Here is a 16,402-nt window from a genome sequence, read left to right on the forward strand (position 1 = left end):
TCTATCCATTTAATAATTCAGGCCGACGCTTTTTTGTTATCACTTGAGACTGCTTCTGTCTCCAATCACTTATTTTTTTGTGATTGCCAGATAACAGAACCTCAGGCACTTTATATTCCTTTCCTTTATATCCCATCCACTGCTGAGGTTTGGTATATTGAGGATATTCAAGCATACCACCACTATAACTAAAACTTTCTTCAGCAATGCTATCGGTATTATTTACTACACCTGGAAGAAGCCTGATGCATGCATCAAGAACCACCATTGCGGCTGGCTCACCTCCAGAAAGTATATAATCTCCAATACTTAACTCATAAGGAGTATACGCATCAATTATCCTTTGGTCAACACCTTCAAATCGACCACATAATATTGTTATATGAGAAAGCTCTATTAACTCTTTTGCAATTCCCTGATTGAACTGTCTGCCAGATGGAGTCATGTAAACAAATTTAGTGTTTTGATGAGCGGAAAGTACACTATCTACTGCATCACCCACAACGTCAGGACGCATAACCATTCCTGCCCCACCTCCATATGGCACATCATCTACTGTTAAATGTTTATCCTTAGCAAAAGAACGAATATTCACCACTTCAAGGTCCCATATTTTTTTTTCTAATGCTTTTCCTGCAAGAGAGTAGTTTAAAACCCCAGGAAACATTTCTGGAAATATTGTTAGTACTGTAACACTAAATGTCATTTATCTTTTTAAATTATGTTGATATAATAAATTCTTAGTGTCATTTCAGCGCGTGACACTGGGGTCCACAAACTTCTCCCGGGTCCCAGTGTCACGTACTGGAATGATAGAAAAGAAATCTAAACCTTATTATGATATACAGTTAAATTAGTCATGTCATCGAATAAAATCATTTACGAAGGCAAAGCAAAAACCATTATAGCAACAGAAGACTCATTAACTGTTGTGCAGCACTTCAAAGATGATGTTACAGCTTTCAATAAGGAAAAATATGAAATCATCGAAGGTAAGGGGATAATTAACAATCGTATTAGCGCTTTTATCATGGAAAAGCTCCAAGAATCAGGAATTAGCACACACTTTATAAAAGCTCTGAATGAAAGAGAACAATTGGTTAAAAAGTTAAAAATCATACCTCTTGAAGTTGTAGTAAGAAACATAGCAGCCGGAAGTTTTTGTAAACGTTTTAATATAAAAGAAGGAGAGAGACTTACATCTCCTATAATTGAGTTTTTTTATAAAAACGACGACCTTGCTGACCCAATGGTGAATGAAAATCACGTACTATATTTTGGTTGGCTAACCAGTAGAGAAATGGATGAGGTCAAGTCCACAACTTTAAAGATCAATGAAATTCTAATTGATTTATTCTCAAATGCAGGCATAGATTTAGTTGATCTCAAGTTAGAATTTGGCAGGTTAATAAATGATAGCACAGAAATCGTTTTGGCTGACGAAATCAGCCCTGATAACTGCAGGTTGTGGGATAAAAACACTAATCAGAAGCTAGATAAAGACGTCTTTCGCTTGAATTTAGGCAATCTGAAGGAAGCATATTTAGAAGTTGCAAAAAGATTATCAGTCACGTTATGGATAAATCACAGTTAGTTAAAGAAGTATTTGACTCCGTAGCAGATCGTTATGACATAATGAATGACATAATGAGCTTAGGCATGCACAGGCTTTGGAAAGATCAAATGGTAAGTAGTATACATTTTTCTGAGAATGCTAAGATTTTAGACGTCGCAGGTGGAACTGGAGATATTGCAATAAGAATAGCAAAAAAAAGTCCTAGTAGCAGAATTACGATATGCGATATAAACCAAAATATGCTGAACAAAGGGCGTGATAAATCTATAAATTTAAACCAACTAAGCTTCAATTGGGTGTGTGCAAGTGCAGAGAGTTTGCCATTTGCAGATTCTGAATTTGATTATTGTACCATAGCTTTTGGTATTCGAAATGTTTCTGATCGGAAAAAAGCCCTGAGTGAGATGCATAGAGTGCTAAAACCCAATGGGAAATTCATTTGTTTAGAATTTGCTCCTATGCATTATCAAAATAAGGCATTTACCAAAATTTATGACCTATATTCATTTAAAGTAATTCCAAAAATTGGCAGCGCTATTGCTAAAGATCAAAGTTCATATGAATACTTGGTGAAGAGTATAAGGGAGTTTCCAACTCAGGTTGATTTCAAAAAAGAAATTGAAGATGTCGGTTTTAAGGATGTGAAGTTTAATAATGTGAGTTACGGAATAGTAGCATTACATTTTGGAACAAAATGAATATTAAACATTGGTATAGAACATTAGACTATTACCTCATTGTACCAGTGTTTTTTTTGCTAACTATAAGCTTCATTCTTGTTTATTCAGCAAGTCCTGCAGTTGCACAGCGTCTTTCTTTACCACAGGATTATTTTATAAAACGCCACATAATCTATATAGCTCTCTCACTTGTTACCCTAATGACATTTTCTTTTCTGAGCACAAAGACCATACTGAATCTATCGTTTATGAGTTTCACTTTATTTGTAATTCTAATGATAATTGTAATAATGCTTGGTACAGAAGCAAAAGGAGCAAAAAGATGGCTATATATTTTCAAAATATCGATTCAGCCATCTGAATTTATGAGGCCATTTTTTTCTGTTGTTATAGCAAGCATCTTAGCTAGCCAAATGAAGTTTAAAGTACAGATATCAATAATAATATTTCTGTTAGTTTTTGTGTTATTGATTTTACAGCCTGACTTTAGTATGTCTATGCTCTTGACGTATTCTTGGATGGGCCTGATGTTTATTGCATGTATTTCATTTGTATACTTTATGTGCATAGGAGGAATAGTGACAACAGGCATTACAGCAGCTTATTTTTATCTTCCACACGTAAAACAAAGAGTTTATAATTTTCTTTTTTTCACGCAACGTGATAATTTTCAAGTTATAAAGTCACTGGAAGCATTTAAAAGAGGCCATTTAACTGGTGTTGGACCAGGTGAAGGTAGTGTAAAAATGTTCCTTCCCGATTGTCATACAGATTTTGTATTTTCTGTTTTAGCAGAAGAGTTTGGCTTAATTATGTGTTTGGTTGCATTAACACTATTTGGGATCATTGCAATACGGCTGCTTTACATTGCATATAGGGAAAGTGAATTATTTAACTTACTGGTGATTTTTGGTATATCAATTCAATTTATTACACAATTTATAATCAACATAGGTGTGACACTCAGTGTTTTCCCTACTACCGGCATAACTTTACCATTCCTTAGTTATGGTGGATCGTCCCTACTGTCTTCAAGTATTACACTTGGTATAATGCTATCTTTTAGCAGGAATCAGTCTATTAAATTAGGATTTCGAGAGCGTACCATTAATATGTCATAGGAATTTCCTTTAAATTGGATACAAGAAAATCCTGCTATCGATTTTCCATCGATGCTCACCAGTTTCTTTACCATACGATGAGCAATAGTGCTACTCTGCAGAAGAGCTTAAATATTCCCTACTTCCAGGCTTGGTTATAGGTATTTGCTTTAATTCATTTGGAAGCTGTTCTGCACTGTAGTTTTTAATATTTAGCTCAATAAGTGGTATAACAGGAAAAGGTAATTTCGTTTCACTACTTCTTTTTATAAGAGAAGCTTCTGCAATTACTTTACTACCCATATCTTCTGCGCATTTTACTGCTTCAAGGGAAGATTTGCCTGTGGTGATTACATCTTCAACAAGTAATATTTTCTCACCTTTTTTAATTTCAAATCCGCGGCGCAGTTCGAATTTGCCACTCACACGTTCACAAAATATCGTCCTTATTCCAAGCTGTCTGCCAATCTCGTAACCCACAATTATTCCACCAATCGCAGGAGATAATATCAAGTCTATTGAATTCAAAGTATCACCCAATTCCTTTTTTATTTTGTCCACCAATAACGCACAGACTTTCATGGCTCTGATTGGATTTTCAAAAATCTTGGCGCATTGTATATACGTATCACTATGGAGCCCAGAGGACAGCACGAAATGACCCTGCAAAATAGCTTCAGCTTCTTTAAATTCTTTTATTATTTGATTATTTTCGTCTAACATCATTTTTAACTTTCATTATTACATTCTTTATTGATTATCTGAGTCACACAAACATCAGACCACACATTTATTGCAGTTTCAAACATATCGATTATTGTATAAAGAGGCAAAATAAGACCCATAATATGCAAAGGAATGTTCATTGATACGAGATAACTTGTTGCCATAAAATAGCACCCCATTGGAACTCCAGCGTTACCAATTGCAGCCCCTGTAGCTAAAAAAATCCATATAAACATTTCGCTTAAGGAAAAAGTATACCCATTCATTTCTGCAACAAACATCACAGTGATCAGAATAAATGCAGCGCACGCATTCATGTTAATTGTTGTGCATATTGGTAAAATAAAGGACGTTAACTTCTTTGGTACATTTAGTTTATTCTGTACACAGTCTATGGTTGTTGGCAGCGTTGCACTTGATGATTTAGAAAAAAACGCAAGTGTGAGTGCCGGCATAACTCCTCTCAGCGTTTGAATTGGTGATATGCCTTTATACCACATGAGTAAAGGTAAAATCAGAAACGCTTGCACAAAATTTGCAGACATTATGCAAACAAAATACCATAACAGGCTGCGGAATTCGTTATCACCTTTCAGCTCATACAAAAAACACGTAATAAAGGACCAGACAGCAATTGGAATAAATTTTAATAACCATTGAGCGATCTTTAATAACGCATCAAAAAGTGCAGAGAACACTTGGTGTAATATCTCCTGTTTTTCTCTTGAGAGCGAGATAATAGCTCCGCCCATCAAGAAAGCGATCAATATGCTACCAATAATATTATTCTCAAGAAAAACTTGCACAAAATTCGAAGGAATAAGCGACTTTAAATATGAAAAATAGCTATGGTTATTGCCATTCACACTTTCTATAGTATTGCTTATAAAATTTTTCCTTACTGGATCTATTAATAAGTAGAAGGATAACGCAACAAATGCAGCTATAATAGTTGTAAATAGAGTGTAAAATAGCGTTTTTCTCACCAGCACTTTAATTTCAATTGAATCTTTGAGCCCAGAAATTGTAGAAACTATAGAAAGAAAAACTAAAGGCAAACTTATCAATTTTAACAAGCTGATAAATATGTCACTGAATAGCTTTGCTACTTCAAATATAATCTCATTATTAAAGTAATAGGCAATGACTGCAAATATTATAGAGAAGAGTATTGCAAGCTTATGCATTGAAAAATAAAACTTCAAAGTAACATTATATGGTCAATATGGTACTTAAGTCTATCTTGAAATCGAATCGATAAAAAACGTTGTAAAATTGTAATAAAAATGCTAATATTGTCATTATTTAAAGGTTGTTAGGGAAAGAGTACATGAAAAATAAGGAAATCATTATAGGTATAAGCTTTTTTGCAGGAGTAGCTGCCACAATAGGAGCTATTGAAAGCTTTGGGTTAAGTTTTATAGCTTCGTCACCTTTAATTATGGGTGGGGTTGTTAGTGCTATAGCTGCAATAGTAGTAGCCGGATGGCTTGCCTATGACGTATGGCTAAAGGGTGCGCTAAACAATGAAGCTATTTTGTTTTTATCTAGCTTTTGTGTTACTAGTACTGCAATAGGAGTTGGCCTTGGTGTAGCTGTAAACACAATTTTCCCTGGTGTAATGCTCGGAATGTGGTCACCTGCTTTAGTGGGTGCAGTAATAGGAGCTATAGCACCAATAGCAGGATTTTGTTCATCATATTTATTAATATCTGCAGCTAAAAAAGTGCTCGAATGTTCTTCCTCAAAGACAAAAAATGAATGTGATAATAACACTGTAGGAGAATATAGACGTTATTTTACAGATAGCTCAGACACCGATAGTTCATTAAGTGACAGTGCTGATGAACAACCTTCTAGTGTTTTTGAGCAATCTCATCATTCTTTGAATTTTAGATTAATTAAATAGAGGGTAATATAGATAAAGACAACTTAAAGCGTTGAAACTAAGTGCTGTAACTGGCATTGTTTTGGAGGAGCTATAGCACCTGTACTAGGGTTGTTCGCATCTGAAAAAGTAAAAGAGTGCTTTTCTTCAAAGGAAAATCAGCCAGATATGCCAAACTGAAGGAATCAGGCAAAATCACTGGTAATAAAAATAATTTGCAATTTTACATGAAATTGCTAATATTAGCATTAATTAGGCATTTAATGAGGGTAATATGCGTAAAGAAACTAAAGAACTTTTTTTGAATCTTGGAATATATATAGGAGTAGGCGCTGCAATAGGGGCTATTGGAGGTTTTGGGCTAAGCTTTACAACTTTATCGCCTCTCACTTTAGGTAGAATTTTAGGTTCTGCTGTACCAGCACTTTTCACGATTATAGTTCTGGGCATATCATTATATAACTTTTATACACAGAAAAAGAATCTGGACCAAGACAAAGAAATGTTGATTCTTGGAAGCATTTTTTCATTAGCTAGTGCTATAATTGGAGGTATAATTGTAACCTCTTATCTTCCAGGCGTAGTAGGGATGTGGTCAACTGCTTTAGCAGGTGCAGTAATAGTGGTTGTGTCACCACTATTAGTAGCAACAGCATTGATAATAGGAATAGAGTTTACAACTCAATTGGAATATCAAAAAAGAAAAGTATTAGGAGGAGCTGTAATAGGGGCTAGTACAGTTTTTGCGTTAAGTTTCGCTGTAGCTTTGTCGCCTTTGGTTATCGGTGGAATTGTTGGTGCTATTTCTGGAATATTATTTGCTGGATCCAGTATGCTTTGGGGAAAATCAACACAAGACAGGATTAACTTCTGTGTTTCCATGCACTCTCTTGGTGCTGTAACCGGCATAGGTCTTGGCGCAACTGCAAATGCTGTTTTTCCTGGTGTAATGTTAAGTATTGGGCCAGCAATTTTAGCAGGTGCGGTAATAGGAGCTATAGCACCTGTACTAGGGTTATTTGCAGTTGAAAAAGCAAATAGCTATATTATATCACCTGTAGTGGAAAAAGTAACAGAATGCTTTTCTTCAAGAAAAAATCAGTCAAACATGACATATTCATGGAATTAACTGTTCATTGAAGAGCGTTTATCCTCTTGAGCATTTGGCGATGGAGCAACTAGCTTGCTTAAAATTTCATCTCTTGGCCCCATAGCGTAAACGACACCATCGGACATTAAAATTACTTTATCCACTACTGACAATAAAGGTAGCTTATGAGTTACGATCAATGTAGTAGTATTTTGTTTTCTTGCAATGCCAATTGCATTAATTAAGCATGACTCTCCGTTGCTATCTAGGTTAGCGTTTGGTTCATCAAGTACTAAAAGTTTTGTATTACCGTAAAAAGCCCTAGAAAGTCCAAGTAATTGCTTTTGTCCGCCAGAAAGTATAACTCCGCCAGGCCCTCCTACTGTTGTATCATATCCATTTGGTAGGCTTAATATTAAATCATGTATGCCAGCAATTTTTGCTGCTCTTATTACCTCCTCAGGATTTGGATCTGGCTTCATTCGAGCAATATTAGCTTTGACACTAGTGTTAAATAGCTCAATGTCTTGAGGTAGGTAGCCAACATAATTACCAAAATTTTCTCGATTCCAAGTGTATACATCAGCACCATCTAGTCTTACCACACCAGATATTGGCTTCCATACGCCAACAGTTAGCTTTGCAATGGTAGATTTACCAGAAGCACTAGCACCAATCACGCCAACTATATCTCCTGGTTCTATAACAAATGACACACCTTTTACTGTCGGTTTATTACTTCCGTAAGGAGTGAAAAATACTCTATCAAACTCTAATTTCCCTTCTGGCTCTGGTAAAGCCATAGTTTGATCTCTTTTCGGTGAAGTTAATATAAGCCTTGTCAATCTTGCATATGACATTCTAGCCTGATTTAAAAACTTCCAGGTATGAACTGCAGCATCAAATGGTGCTAATACTCTACCCATCAAAATTGAGGCAGCAATGATGCTACCAGCAGTTTTATGAGCTGTAATTGCAAGTAATGCACCTGTTCCAATTACTGATATTTGCAAAGTTGAACGCAAAAACTTAGTTATCCCGGTAATCAAATTAGAGCGATTTTGTGCTTTAACTTGCATTGCACGGTTCTGATCATTTCTTTTACACCAATCAGAAACTATATACTCAGACATACCCATAGCTTCAACTACCTCTGCATTTCTCGTTGCAACGTCTATGGCATTGATGTTACGTATAGTCTCTTCATTTGTTTCTTGTAATATTCTTTTTGTGGCAAGCTCATTCCAAAAAGCCATAGCAAGTAATATAATAATTCCACTAATGGCAATAAATCCTGTAGAGGTATGTATCATGAAAATTATAATCAGGTAGATAAGCGACCACGGAGCATCAAATAACGAAAATATACCATTTCCTGTAATAAAATTTTTGATTACTCCAAGATCACGTATTGCTTCACCACTTGAGGTTGAGCTCTGTACTGATGTTAATCTGATTGATCTTACTATCAAATCTGGTGTTGCGGTTTTGTCAATCCAGTCACCTATTTTCGCCATGGCTAAATATCGACAGGTCTCAAGCATTGCAGAACATCCAAATGCAGCTAAAGTAATAAGCGTAAGCATGGTTAATGTTGACACACTTTCACTTGATATCACGCGATCAAGCACCTGAGAGGTATAAAGCGGCAGGAATAACATTAACAAATTGATCCCTGAACTGAACCAAAAAATAAACCAAAATGCACTTGTACATTTGTCTATACAGACCTTAAGTGTACTTTGTTTTAGCTCTTTTTTTGCCGATGGCGTAATTTCCACAATCTTCCTCTTTGATTTTACTTAATGCACCGTATACGATCTTTATTACTAAAACATTAACTACAGCTAATTTACTTTAAGTTACTGCTCTACTTCTGTTATTAACACATTTCTATCTAACCATTTTATTTCTACATTTTTACGCTACTTTTGTAAATCTTCTTATTAGATTACTCATAAGATGGTCTATTACCACAAACGATTATCTTGAACCAGTTGCATGTGATAGCCTAATTGTTAAAATCTTAATTATTTTATATTATAATTAATATATATTATTAATTTTTACAGGTAATTTATATGGTTAAAACTACAAAAGATTCAGAGCTTTTCACTCTCTTAAGAAAAGCATTGCACTCAGAGGAACAATCGCCTTATGCAAATAAACTAATAGTACATGACATTACAGCACCTTCTGCTCCTGAAGACTATGAAAGCACTAAACATAAAGTTGCACAAAGAGAGTTTGTTAAAAACCTTTCTGACACAGCAACGGCAAGAATTAATAAAGAGCTAATTCCACAACTGAATATAAAATTCAATGATTATGATGAATTGATTGAAAAAAATACTGATCACCTTGATCAATTATCAGATGAAGTTAAAGATGTACAATCTATGCTTGAGCAAGTAGTAGAAGCGCTTGATCTCAATGCAAGTAATCAGTGGACTTAAACTAAACACCCATCGTCTATAAGGCGGTGGGTTACACTCTAATCAATTTGAAATTATACTATTCATAAAGTCGTCTGTTATTTTTTTCTTGTGATCAACATATTTCTCATCTAACCATTACCATTATAATCAGACTAGAAAACCCTAAATCCGAATATTATTAACTAGACCTTGAGTTAGACAGGAAAAGGTAATCTTGATAAAATTTTTGTGCAGCAAGCCTTTTTACGTTTGAGCTACTTGTCCGCTCTTTTTTATATCCTAATCTATAGCTTATTGAATCTTTATATGTAGCAATTGTTTTATACATTTTATTCATTTCTCTGGGAAAAATGTCATTAGCAATTATAACGCATAACCCTGTAACTGCTGCAAAAGCTAAAGTAGTGAAAACTAAATTCTGTAAAAAATTTCTGTTACTGACTTTTTTTTCCTGTATGCAAGTGATACGCGGTTTACCTGGTATTTCTTTTAGGTGTTCATGCCATGTATGGTTGCAGTTCGTACACTTTACCTTTCTTCCAGATTCACCTATTTGGTCAGGAGCTACTAAGTAAGTTTTAGTACAATTATGACATTGTATTTTCATAGCACTTACGTATAAAGTAGTAACAATATACAGACCAGTAAATTTAATATCAATATATAATAGATGGAACTAAAAAAAATACAGAATGATATAGAAAATATCTGGAAAAATAGAGAGAAGCTTAGTGACTGCAGCCTGAAAAAAGCAGCGAGAATAATAATCAGGGAAGTAATCGAACTGTTAGATAATGGCAAAATTAGAGTAGCAGAAAAAACATCAAGTGGAGATTGGGTAGTACACACATGGATAAAACAGGCAATATTATTACATTTTTTAACTGAAGAAAGCAAAATAATAAACCATACCCATGAGAAAAGTTGGTGGTTTGATAAGATCAACAATAAATTTAATGAATGGAATGAGGAAAGGTTTCGCCAGTCAAAAATCAGAGCGGTTCCTGGGTGTTTTGTGCGCCAATCTGCTTACATAGGTGAAAATGTTGTTCTAATGCCAAGCTTTATCAACGTTGGTGCATATATCGGTTCAGGAACAATGATAGACACATGGTCAACAGTTGGTAGCTGCGCGCAAATAGGGAAAAATTGCCATATTTCCGGAGGAGTAGGAATAGGAGGGGTGCTTGAGCCTATTCAAGCTTCACCAGTTATTATAGAAGACAATTGCTTTATTGGAGCACGTAGCGAAGTAGCAGAAGGCGCTATAGTAAGAGAAGGATCAGTTCTCAGTATGGGTGTGTTTATTGGAGCATCAACAAAAATTATCGATAGAGAAACTGGCAAAATATCTTATGGCGAGGTGCCACCTTATTCTGTAGTAGTGTCAGGGTCTACTCCATCTAAAAACAATGTTTCAACGTATTGTGCAGTTATAGTCAAAAAAGTGGATGAAAAAACACGATCAAAAATCTCTATAAATGAAATACTAAGAGATTAAAAATTTGACATCTATTCTTACATATGTTAATATTTTAATAAATATTTAAAATTTATTATAAATTATTAAATGAATATATCAATGAAATTATAGGAGTAAATTATGAATGGAATAGAACAAAGACGACTAAATAAACAACTTTTTGCTGCTGTTAGAGAAGGTGACGTCAATCGAATTGTAAGGTGGATAAAAGCTGGAGCTGATGTTAATTATTATACTGATAGTATATATGGTACAGTGCTTTGTGCTGCTGTTAATGACAATCTCTTAGAAATTGTGCAAATGCTCTTAGCACATGGGGCTAAACCTAATGGCAATCCTAATGATATGATAAGACCAATTTTTTTGTGTAATAATGATGAAAATGGTTTAAACATTGCTAAAGAACTTCTAGATCATGGAGCGTATGTTAATGTTATATCCTCTGCTCATGAGGTTCCAACAGATGATGATAAGGCTAACACACCACTAAAATTCCACATTAAGGACGGTAATTTTGAGCTTGCTAAGCTCATAGTACAACATATAGCAAAGCGAGAGGTTGCTGGTTTAGATGTAAGCCAAGAGAATTTAGAGTTAAAAAATAAACTTAAAGATCCTTCTCAACAGGAGGACTATAATAGTGATATCGCTAGTCGCTACAAAGAAAGTTTTGACAAATGTAAGGAAGAAGTCAAAAAGCTTGGAAGAGAAAATAAACCATTACATGACTTTTTGCAAGAAAATAACATTAATAAATTAATTAGCATTTGGGAGAAAAACGAAAATGTACGTAATAAGTTTGATGATTCGGATAGTTTAAAAGAGCAATATCCAGAATATGCTTGTATGTTAATTAATAAAGCTAATGATGTGAAAGAAAAAATTTTTCTACATAATCATCTGCCATTCATTAAGATCTTATCAGAACATTATAAACCAGGTAATCCTGATAATCTTGCACTTTTTGATGATACAAACTTTGCTGGTATAAGAAATTTCCTTAATATACACGAAAATGACTTCAAAGAGCTGAAAGGAACAGGAATGACTTTAATGAATTTTGTACGCTTTGACGATGTTGAAACAAGACATGATCCTGAAACATTGAAAGTACGTGTGTTTAAGCAGATGATGAACAACTTTGATAACACAAAGACTGAACAACATCAAGCTAACAAAGTGATGAGCAACCTTGATAAAATAAAGACTGAACTACGTCGAGCATGGCCCTGCACAATTCTTTAACTAATACAAAGGCCCTAAGGGGCCTTTGTGCTTTCTATGGAAGTCTTGCAGCAAAAAAATTCTGCCATTGCTTTGTATTTTAAGCATTCGAAAGATTTGGTTGGCATATTTACAAATCAATCCAAACACATAAGTGTGGTGTTACCACCAAATGCTGTAGTGTTGACACTTACAACTTTTTCTGTAGAAAATCGCTGTAGATAATTAGGGCCGCCAGCTTTTGGCCCAGTGCCAGATAGTCCTCTACCACCAAATGGTTGTATGCCAACTGCTGCACCTATCTGATTACGGTTGATGTATACATTTCCGACTGATATTTTTTTACTTATAGTGTCAATTTGACTTTGTATACGACTCTGCAAAGAAAACGTGAGTCCATATCCAGTACTATTTATATCATTTATAACTTCATTCAAATTTGACTTATTAAAACGTATAATATGTAAAATAGGACCAAACACTTCTTGTTTTAATTGTGAAATTTTTTGTATTTCATAAATATATGGAGGAAAGAAGTGCCCATTATGAGAATTTGTATCCATAGGTACTTTAGATAAGAGATTTGAATCTTTATCCTCCGACATTTTTTTTGTATGTTTAGTTAACATATCCATGGATGCCTTGTCAATAATTGGACCAATGTCAGTGCTAAGTTCCACGGGGTCTCCAATTTTTAATTCTTGCGCCGCACCGCATATCATTTTTATCTGCTTTTCTGCTATATCCTCTTGAATAAACAGCACTCTAAGGGCAGAACAGCGCTGACCGCTACTCTTGAACGCAGAAAGCAAAGCATCCATAGCCACTTGCTCTAAAAGAGCAGAACTATCAACTATCATAGCATTGAGCCCTCCTGTTTCAGCAATAAGTGGAACAATAGGACCATCCCTATTTGCAAGCATTTTATTAATTATTTGAGCAGTGTGTGTTGATCCAGTAAAAGCTACTCCTGCAATTCTATTGTCTGGAACTAATGTTTTACCTAAATATCCACCATCCCCAGGAATGAGGTGTAACACATTTTTTGGTATCCCAGCTTCATGTAGTATTTTAACAGCTTCATAGGCAATAATAGGTGTCTGCTCTGCTGGTTTTGCAAGCACCGTGTTACCTGCTGCAAGTGCAGCAGAAACTTGCCCAAGAAAAATAGCAAGTGGAAAATTCCATGGTGATATACACAGGAAAACTCCCCTACCCTCAAAAAAAATGAAATTATCCTCACCAGATGGACCTGGCAGTTTTTTCCATTCACTCAGTTCATTTTTTGCTATCATTGCGTAGTAACGTAAGAAATCCACTGCCTCTCTTACTTCCGCTATTGCATCAGATAAAATTTTTCCCGCTTCTACAATCAGAATGTAAATTAACTCTTTCATTCTTTCTTCAAGTAAATTTGCAGCTTTTTCCAAGTGTTTAGCACGTTCTTCCGCTGGAGTGCTCTGCCATGTAGAAAACGCACTATTGGCTATTTCAAGAGCATTTAAAGCTTGATCACTTGTTGCATTTGACACTTCTCCTATTACATGCTCCAAATGTGCAGGATTCACCACTTCAGTAAATTTGGTATCATCAAAAAGTGGCTGTCCGTCAATTATTGGCCCAACTTGCCATTTTTTTTCACTAAAACTCTTTATATCTTCTGCAAATTGTGAGATTATTACGGAATCACTAATATCCATTCCAAAGGAATTTTTTCTTTCTGGTCCCAAAATATCTTGTGGTAATGGAATACCCGGATGAGATTCATAATTGAAACTTATAGCTTTTTCCAGTGGATCTGAAATTAACTCATCAATTTTAACGTTAGGGTCATTTATTTGATTAACAAAGGAACTATTGGCTCCATTTTCAAGAAGGCGTCTTATAAGGTAAGGAAGTAAGTCACTATGTTTACCAACAGGCGCATAGACACGACAGCTAAGGTTTGTCGCAAGTTCTGACATTGCATAATCATATAAGTCTTTCGCCATTCCATGTAAGCGTTGAAATTCAAACCCAGGATGATTTTTATCAGCAAGCTCCATTATAGAAGCAAAAGTGTAGGCGTTATGAGTTCCAAAACATGGGTAAAAATTGTTTGGCTTGCTTAAAAGCTTCTGTGCACAGGCAAGGAAAGCTACGTCAGTATAGCTTTTTCTTGTAAACACTGAGTAATCATTTAACCCCAATTCTTGCGTACGCTTGATTTCTGAATCCCAATATGCACCTTTGACAAGCCTAACCATAACTTTATGATTTGATCGAATGGCAACATCCTCTACAAAGTCCAGGATAGATAAAGCACGTTTTTGATATGCTTGTATAGCCAAGCCAAGCCCTTCCCACTCAGAGAGTGATGCATCAAGACGCAATTGTTCAAATAAGATTAAGGACATTTCGAGTCTTTCTGTTTCTTCTGCGTCTATGCATAGAGAAATGTTATATTTTTTTGCCTCACGACAGAGCTCTAAAACCTTAGTAAATATCTCACCAGCAATTCGGTCAAATTGACCAAATTCATAACGTGGGTGTAAAGCAGACAATTTTATTGAAATTCCATGGGATTTAAAACAATCATCCACTTCAGTGGTCGCACCTATAGCTTTTATTGAGTGCATGTATGAATTAAAATACTCTTCTGCATCTTCAGCTGTGTGAGCAGCTTCGCCAAGCATATCAAAAGAGCATAAAAACTTACTATTGTCATCTAGTTTTGCATACCTTAAAGCTTCTTCTATGGTTTCTCCAACAACAAAATGATTACCAAGCATAGACATTGCTTGTTTTACTGCTTTGCGAATAATCGGCTCTCCTAAATTTTTAAGTAATTTAGAAATTGCGTAATAGAACTTCGAATCACCTTCATTATCTCTTAATATACTGCTGCCTATCATCAAGCTCCATGTAGAAGCATTGACAAACAATGAAGAAGAATGCCCTAGATACTTATTCCATTCCTGATTGGCAATTTTATCTTTGATTATTTCGTCTATTGTATAATCATCTGGTATTCTAAGTAGCGATTCAGCAAGGCACATCAATGCTATTCCTTCATCATTGGAAAGCGAGTATTGCTGCATGAAGGAATCTACAATACTTAATTTATTGTGTTTGATTTTTTCAATAACTTGCTTTGCAATATTATAAATTCTACTTTTTGAATCAGCTGAAAGCTCTGCTTTTTCTACAAGATAACGTACATAACTTTTTTCATCAGTACGATAAAATCCTTGTAAACGTTTCCTAAGTTCGTTAGGTTCTTGTATAGAGCTTATCATATATCACTATCTCCAAAAATATTTCGACACCATATGCATGGTAGAATTATATCATAACTTTGCGCAGAGCAAATTGTTATTTATTAAAGCAGAAAGTGCAGCAAATAACTTCGCTGAATAAATCATATTAGAAAATAAGTAAAGCTAATTTAGGTTTTGACCATTCAAGCACCTTGCACTCCTTGAGCTAATGCTAGTTCATTTACTTGGCTTAAAGCGTTTTCATCTGACACATTTTCTAATTTGCTTTTAGGTAATGCAATATCTTTTATCGACTCAACAATAGCACTAAAAATACAGATTCCAGTAAAGATTAGCATAAGTATGTCTGAGCTGACAGTAAAACATGCAACCATAGCAAATATGTAAAGAACACCGAATGCTATTTGCTCAAAACGAGAAGGCTTTAAAAGTGATAATTCTTTTCTAAATTCTTGAGGATTTTCTATGAGTGTTTCAATAAGACTTAATACACTTTTACTTCGTTCTCCTTTATAAAGTTCATATATGTTGCTAGCTAAACTTGCCATACCTAATAATACATATACCTGAATCACAACAGATGGGAAATATAAAGCTGCAAGTGGGAAAAAGATCACTGAAGCTACAGCATAGAGCTTAATTGCATAACTTCGACTAAAATCTTTTTCACTATTTTGAGCTACTTTGTTGATAGCCCAGAAAAGACCATAAACTGCGGATACAACTGGTAGGATCCAAAAATTGATCATACCAAAATAAAACATGTATAAACTTGCCGAGAGTCCAGCTGAAGCTAGAGCAACCATAATGCTTGCTACTATGATTTTTGTTCTACTCATTTTTACTAATTTTTAATAAATAACTAAATGTTAACATAAAATCGGCACTAAGTCAATCATGGACAACCAGGACATAGATATACAGCCTCAAAGTACGA

At 34.9% G+C, this 16,402-nt stretch carries 15 protein-coding genes; 8 read left to right on the forward strand and 7 right to left on the reverse strand.

Going from position 1 to position 16,402, the window contains the following annotated elements; genetic code table 11:
• Position 1: 1 nt before the first annotated feature.
• Positions 2 to 706, reverse strand: coding sequence for a tRNA (guanosine(37)-N1)-methyltransferase TrmD (gene trmD / locus ASM33_RS07950; RefSeq protein WP_110409644.1), 705 nt, complete (start codon positions 704 to 706; stop codon positions 2 to 4).
• A 153-nt stretch (positions 707 to 859) separates the two neighbouring features.
• Between trmD and purC the strand changes: the two genes are divergently transcribed.
• Genes purC through ASM33_RS07965 form a run of 3 tightly spaced genes read left to right on the forward strand, consistent with a single transcriptional unit; the run spans position 860 to position 3,377 of the window.
• Positions 860 to 1,594: a phosphoribosylaminoimidazolesuccinocarboxamide synthase gene (gene purC, locus ASM33_RS07955; RefSeq protein WP_110409643.1), complete on the forward strand. Its 735-nt coding sequence runs from the start codon at positions 860 to 862 to the stop codon at positions 1,592 to 1,594.
• Positions 1,576 to 2,274, forward strand: a complete 699-nt coding sequence (ubiE, locus tag ASM33_RS07960; RefSeq protein WP_110409642.1) for a bifunctional demethylmenaquinone methyltransferase/2-methoxy-6-polyprenyl-1,4-benzoquinol methylase UbiE — start codon at positions 1,576 to 1,578, stop codon at positions 2,272 to 2,274. The genes purC and ubiE overlap by 19 nt, the downstream gene beginning before the upstream one ends.
• A complete protein-coding gene (locus ASM33_RS07965) occupies positions 2,271 to 3,377 on the forward strand; it encodes an FtsW/RodA/SpoVE family cell cycle protein (protein WP_110409641.1) in 1,107 nt (368 codons plus the stop codon). The genes ubiE and ASM33_RS07965 overlap by 4 nt, the downstream gene beginning before the upstream one ends.
• A gap of 90 nt (positions 3,378 to 3,467) precedes the next feature.
• Here ASM33_RS07965 and pyrE read toward each other — a convergent pair whose 3' ends face one another.
• Entirely contained in the window at positions 3,468 to 4,082 is a 615-nt protein-coding gene (pyrE, locus tag ASM33_RS07970) for an orotate phosphoribosyltransferase (RefSeq protein WP_110409640.1), read from the reverse strand.
• Positions 4,083 to 4,084: 2 nt separating this feature from the next.
• Positions 4,085 to 5,269 (reverse strand): dicarboxylate/amino acid:cation symporter, encoded by a 1,185-nt coding sequence (locus ASM33_RS07975; RefSeq protein WP_110409639.1) that lies wholly within the window; start codon positions 5,267 to 5,269, stop codon positions 4,085 to 4,087.
• A gap of 143 nt (positions 5,270 to 5,412) precedes the next feature.
• Here ASM33_RS07975 and ASM33_RS07980 point away from each other — a divergent pair, with 143 nt between their 5' ends.
• The gene (locus ASM33_RS07980; protein WP_110409638.1) at positions 5,413 to 5,991 is read left to right on the forward strand and encodes a hypothetical protein; all 579 of its coding nucleotides are present in this window, start codon (positions 5,413 to 5,415) and stop codon (positions 5,989 to 5,991) included.
• A gap of 253 nt (positions 5,992 to 6,244) precedes the next feature.
• Complete coding sequence (locus ASM33_RS08775) at positions 6,245 to 7,099, forward strand: hypothetical protein (protein ID WP_237342916.1); 855 nt, start codon at positions 6,245 to 6,247, stop codon at positions 7,097 to 7,099.
• Here the strand turns inward: ASM33_RS08775 and ASM33_RS07990 are convergent.
• Positions 7,096 to 8,841, reverse strand: coding sequence for a type I secretion system permease/ATPase (locus ASM33_RS07990; protein ID WP_110409637.1), 1,746 nt, complete (start codon positions 8,839 to 8,841; stop codon positions 7,096 to 7,098). The genes ASM33_RS08775 and ASM33_RS07990 overlap by 4 nt on opposite strands.
• Before the next feature lie 300 nt (positions 8,842 to 9,141).
• On the opposite strand from ASM33_RS07990, the gene ASM33_RS07995 reads away from it, so the two are divergent.
• Entirely contained in the window at positions 9,142 to 9,516 is a 375-nt protein-coding gene (locus tag ASM33_RS07995; protein ID WP_110409636.1) for a hypothetical protein, read from the forward strand.
• Between the two features lie 160 nt (positions 9,517 to 9,676).
• On the opposite strand, the gene ASM33_RS08000 is transcribed toward ASM33_RS07995, so the two are convergent.
• The gene (locus ASM33_RS08000) at positions 9,677 to 10,105 is read right to left on the reverse strand and encodes a zinc-ribbon domain-containing protein (RefSeq protein WP_110409635.1); all 429 of its coding nucleotides are present in this window, start codon (positions 10,103 to 10,105) and stop codon (positions 9,677 to 9,679) included.
• Positions 10,106 to 10,168: 63 nt separating this feature from the next.
• On the opposite strand from ASM33_RS08000, the gene dapD reads away from it, so the two are divergent.
• The gene (gene dapD, locus ASM33_RS08005; protein WP_110409634.1) at positions 10,169 to 10,999 is read left to right on the forward strand and encodes a 2,3,4,5-tetrahydropyridine-2,6-dicarboxylate N-succinyltransferase; all 831 of its coding nucleotides are present in this window, start codon (positions 10,169 to 10,171) and stop codon (positions 10,997 to 10,999) included.
• Between the two features lie 102 nt (positions 11,000 to 11,101).
• Positions 11,102 to 12,226, forward strand: coding sequence for an ankyrin repeat domain-containing protein (locus tag ASM33_RS08010; RefSeq protein WP_110409633.1), 1,125 nt, complete (start codon positions 11,102 to 11,104; stop codon positions 12,224 to 12,226).
• Positions 12,227 to 12,342: 116 nt separating this feature from the next.
• On the opposite strand, the gene putA is transcribed toward ASM33_RS08010, so the two are convergent.
• Both putA and ASM33_RS08020 read right to left on the reverse strand, forming a co-directional pair.
• Complete coding sequence (gene putA / locus ASM33_RS08015) at positions 12,343 to 15,483, reverse strand: bifunctional proline dehydrogenase/L-glutamate gamma-semialdehyde dehydrogenase PutA (protein WP_110409632.1); 3,141 nt, start codon at positions 15,481 to 15,483, stop codon at positions 12,343 to 12,345.
• Positions 15,484 to 15,647: 164 nt separating this feature from the next.
• Positions 15,648 to 16,304, reverse strand: coding sequence for a DUF4395 family protein (locus tag ASM33_RS08020; protein ID WP_110409631.1), 657 nt, complete (start codon positions 16,302 to 16,304; stop codon positions 15,648 to 15,650).
• Positions 16,305 to 16,402: the final 98 nt, after the last annotated feature.

This window comes from Wolbachia endosymbiont of Folsomia candida (assembly GCF_001931755.2).
GTDB lineage: Bacteria > Pseudomonadota > Alphaproteobacteria > Rickettsiales > Anaplasmataceae > Wolbachia.

What these genes read in the sequence shown, in the direction of transcription:
- ASM33_RS08020 (WP_110409631.1), bottom strand. Translation starts at nt 16,304, where the DNA reads ATGAGTAGAACAAAAATCATAGTAGCAAGCATTATGGTTGCTCTAGCT.
- ASM33_RS07980 (WP_110409638.1), top strand. Translation starts at nt 5,413, where the DNA reads ATGAAAAATAAGGAAATCATTATAGGTATAAGCTTTTTTGCAGGAGTA.
- ASM33_RS08000 (WP_110409635.1), bottom strand. Translation starts at nt 10,105, where the DNA reads ATGAAAATACAATGTCATAATTGTACTAAAACTTACTTAGTAGCTCCT.
- putA (WP_110409632.1), bottom strand. Translation starts at nt 15,483, where the DNA reads ATGATAAGCTCTATACAAGAACCTAACGAACTTAGGAAACGTTTACAA.
- pyrE (WP_110409640.1), bottom strand. Translation starts at nt 4,082, where the DNA reads ATGATGTTAGACGAAAATAATCAAATAATAAAAGAATTTAAAGAAGCT.
- trmD (WP_110409644.1), bottom strand. Translation starts at nt 706, where the DNA reads ATGACATTTAGTGTTACAGTACTAACAATATTTCCAGAAATGTTTCCT.
- ASM33_RS07975 (WP_110409639.1), bottom strand. Translation starts at nt 5,269, where the DNA reads ATGCATAAGCTTGCAATACTCTTCTCTATAATATTTGCAGTCATTGCC.
- purC (WP_110409643.1), top strand. Translation starts at nt 860, where the DNA reads ATGTCATCGAATAAAATCATTTACGAAGGCAAAGCAAAAACCATTATA.
- ASM33_RS07995 (WP_110409636.1), top strand. Translation starts at nt 9,142, where the DNA reads ATGGTTAAAACTACAAAAGATTCAGAGCTTTTCACTCTCTTAAGAAAA.
- dapD (WP_110409634.1), top strand. Translation starts at nt 10,169, where the DNA reads ATGGAACTAAAAAAAATACAGAATGATATAGAAAATATCTGGAAAAAT.
- ASM33_RS07965 (WP_110409641.1), top strand. Translation starts at nt 2,271, where the DNA reads ATGAATATTAAACATTGGTATAGAACATTAGACTATTACCTCATTGTA.
- ubiE (WP_110409642.1), top strand. Translation starts at nt 1,576, where the DNA reads ATGGATAAATCACAGTTAGTTAAAGAAGTATTTGACTCCGTAGCAGAT.
- ASM33_RS08775 (WP_237342916.1), top strand. Translation starts at nt 6,245, where the DNA reads ATGCGTAAAGAAACTAAAGAACTTTTTTTGAATCTTGGAATATATATA.
- ASM33_RS08010 (WP_110409633.1), top strand. Translation starts at nt 11,102, where the DNA reads ATGAATGGAATAGAACAAAGACGACTAAATAAACAACTTTTTGCTGCT.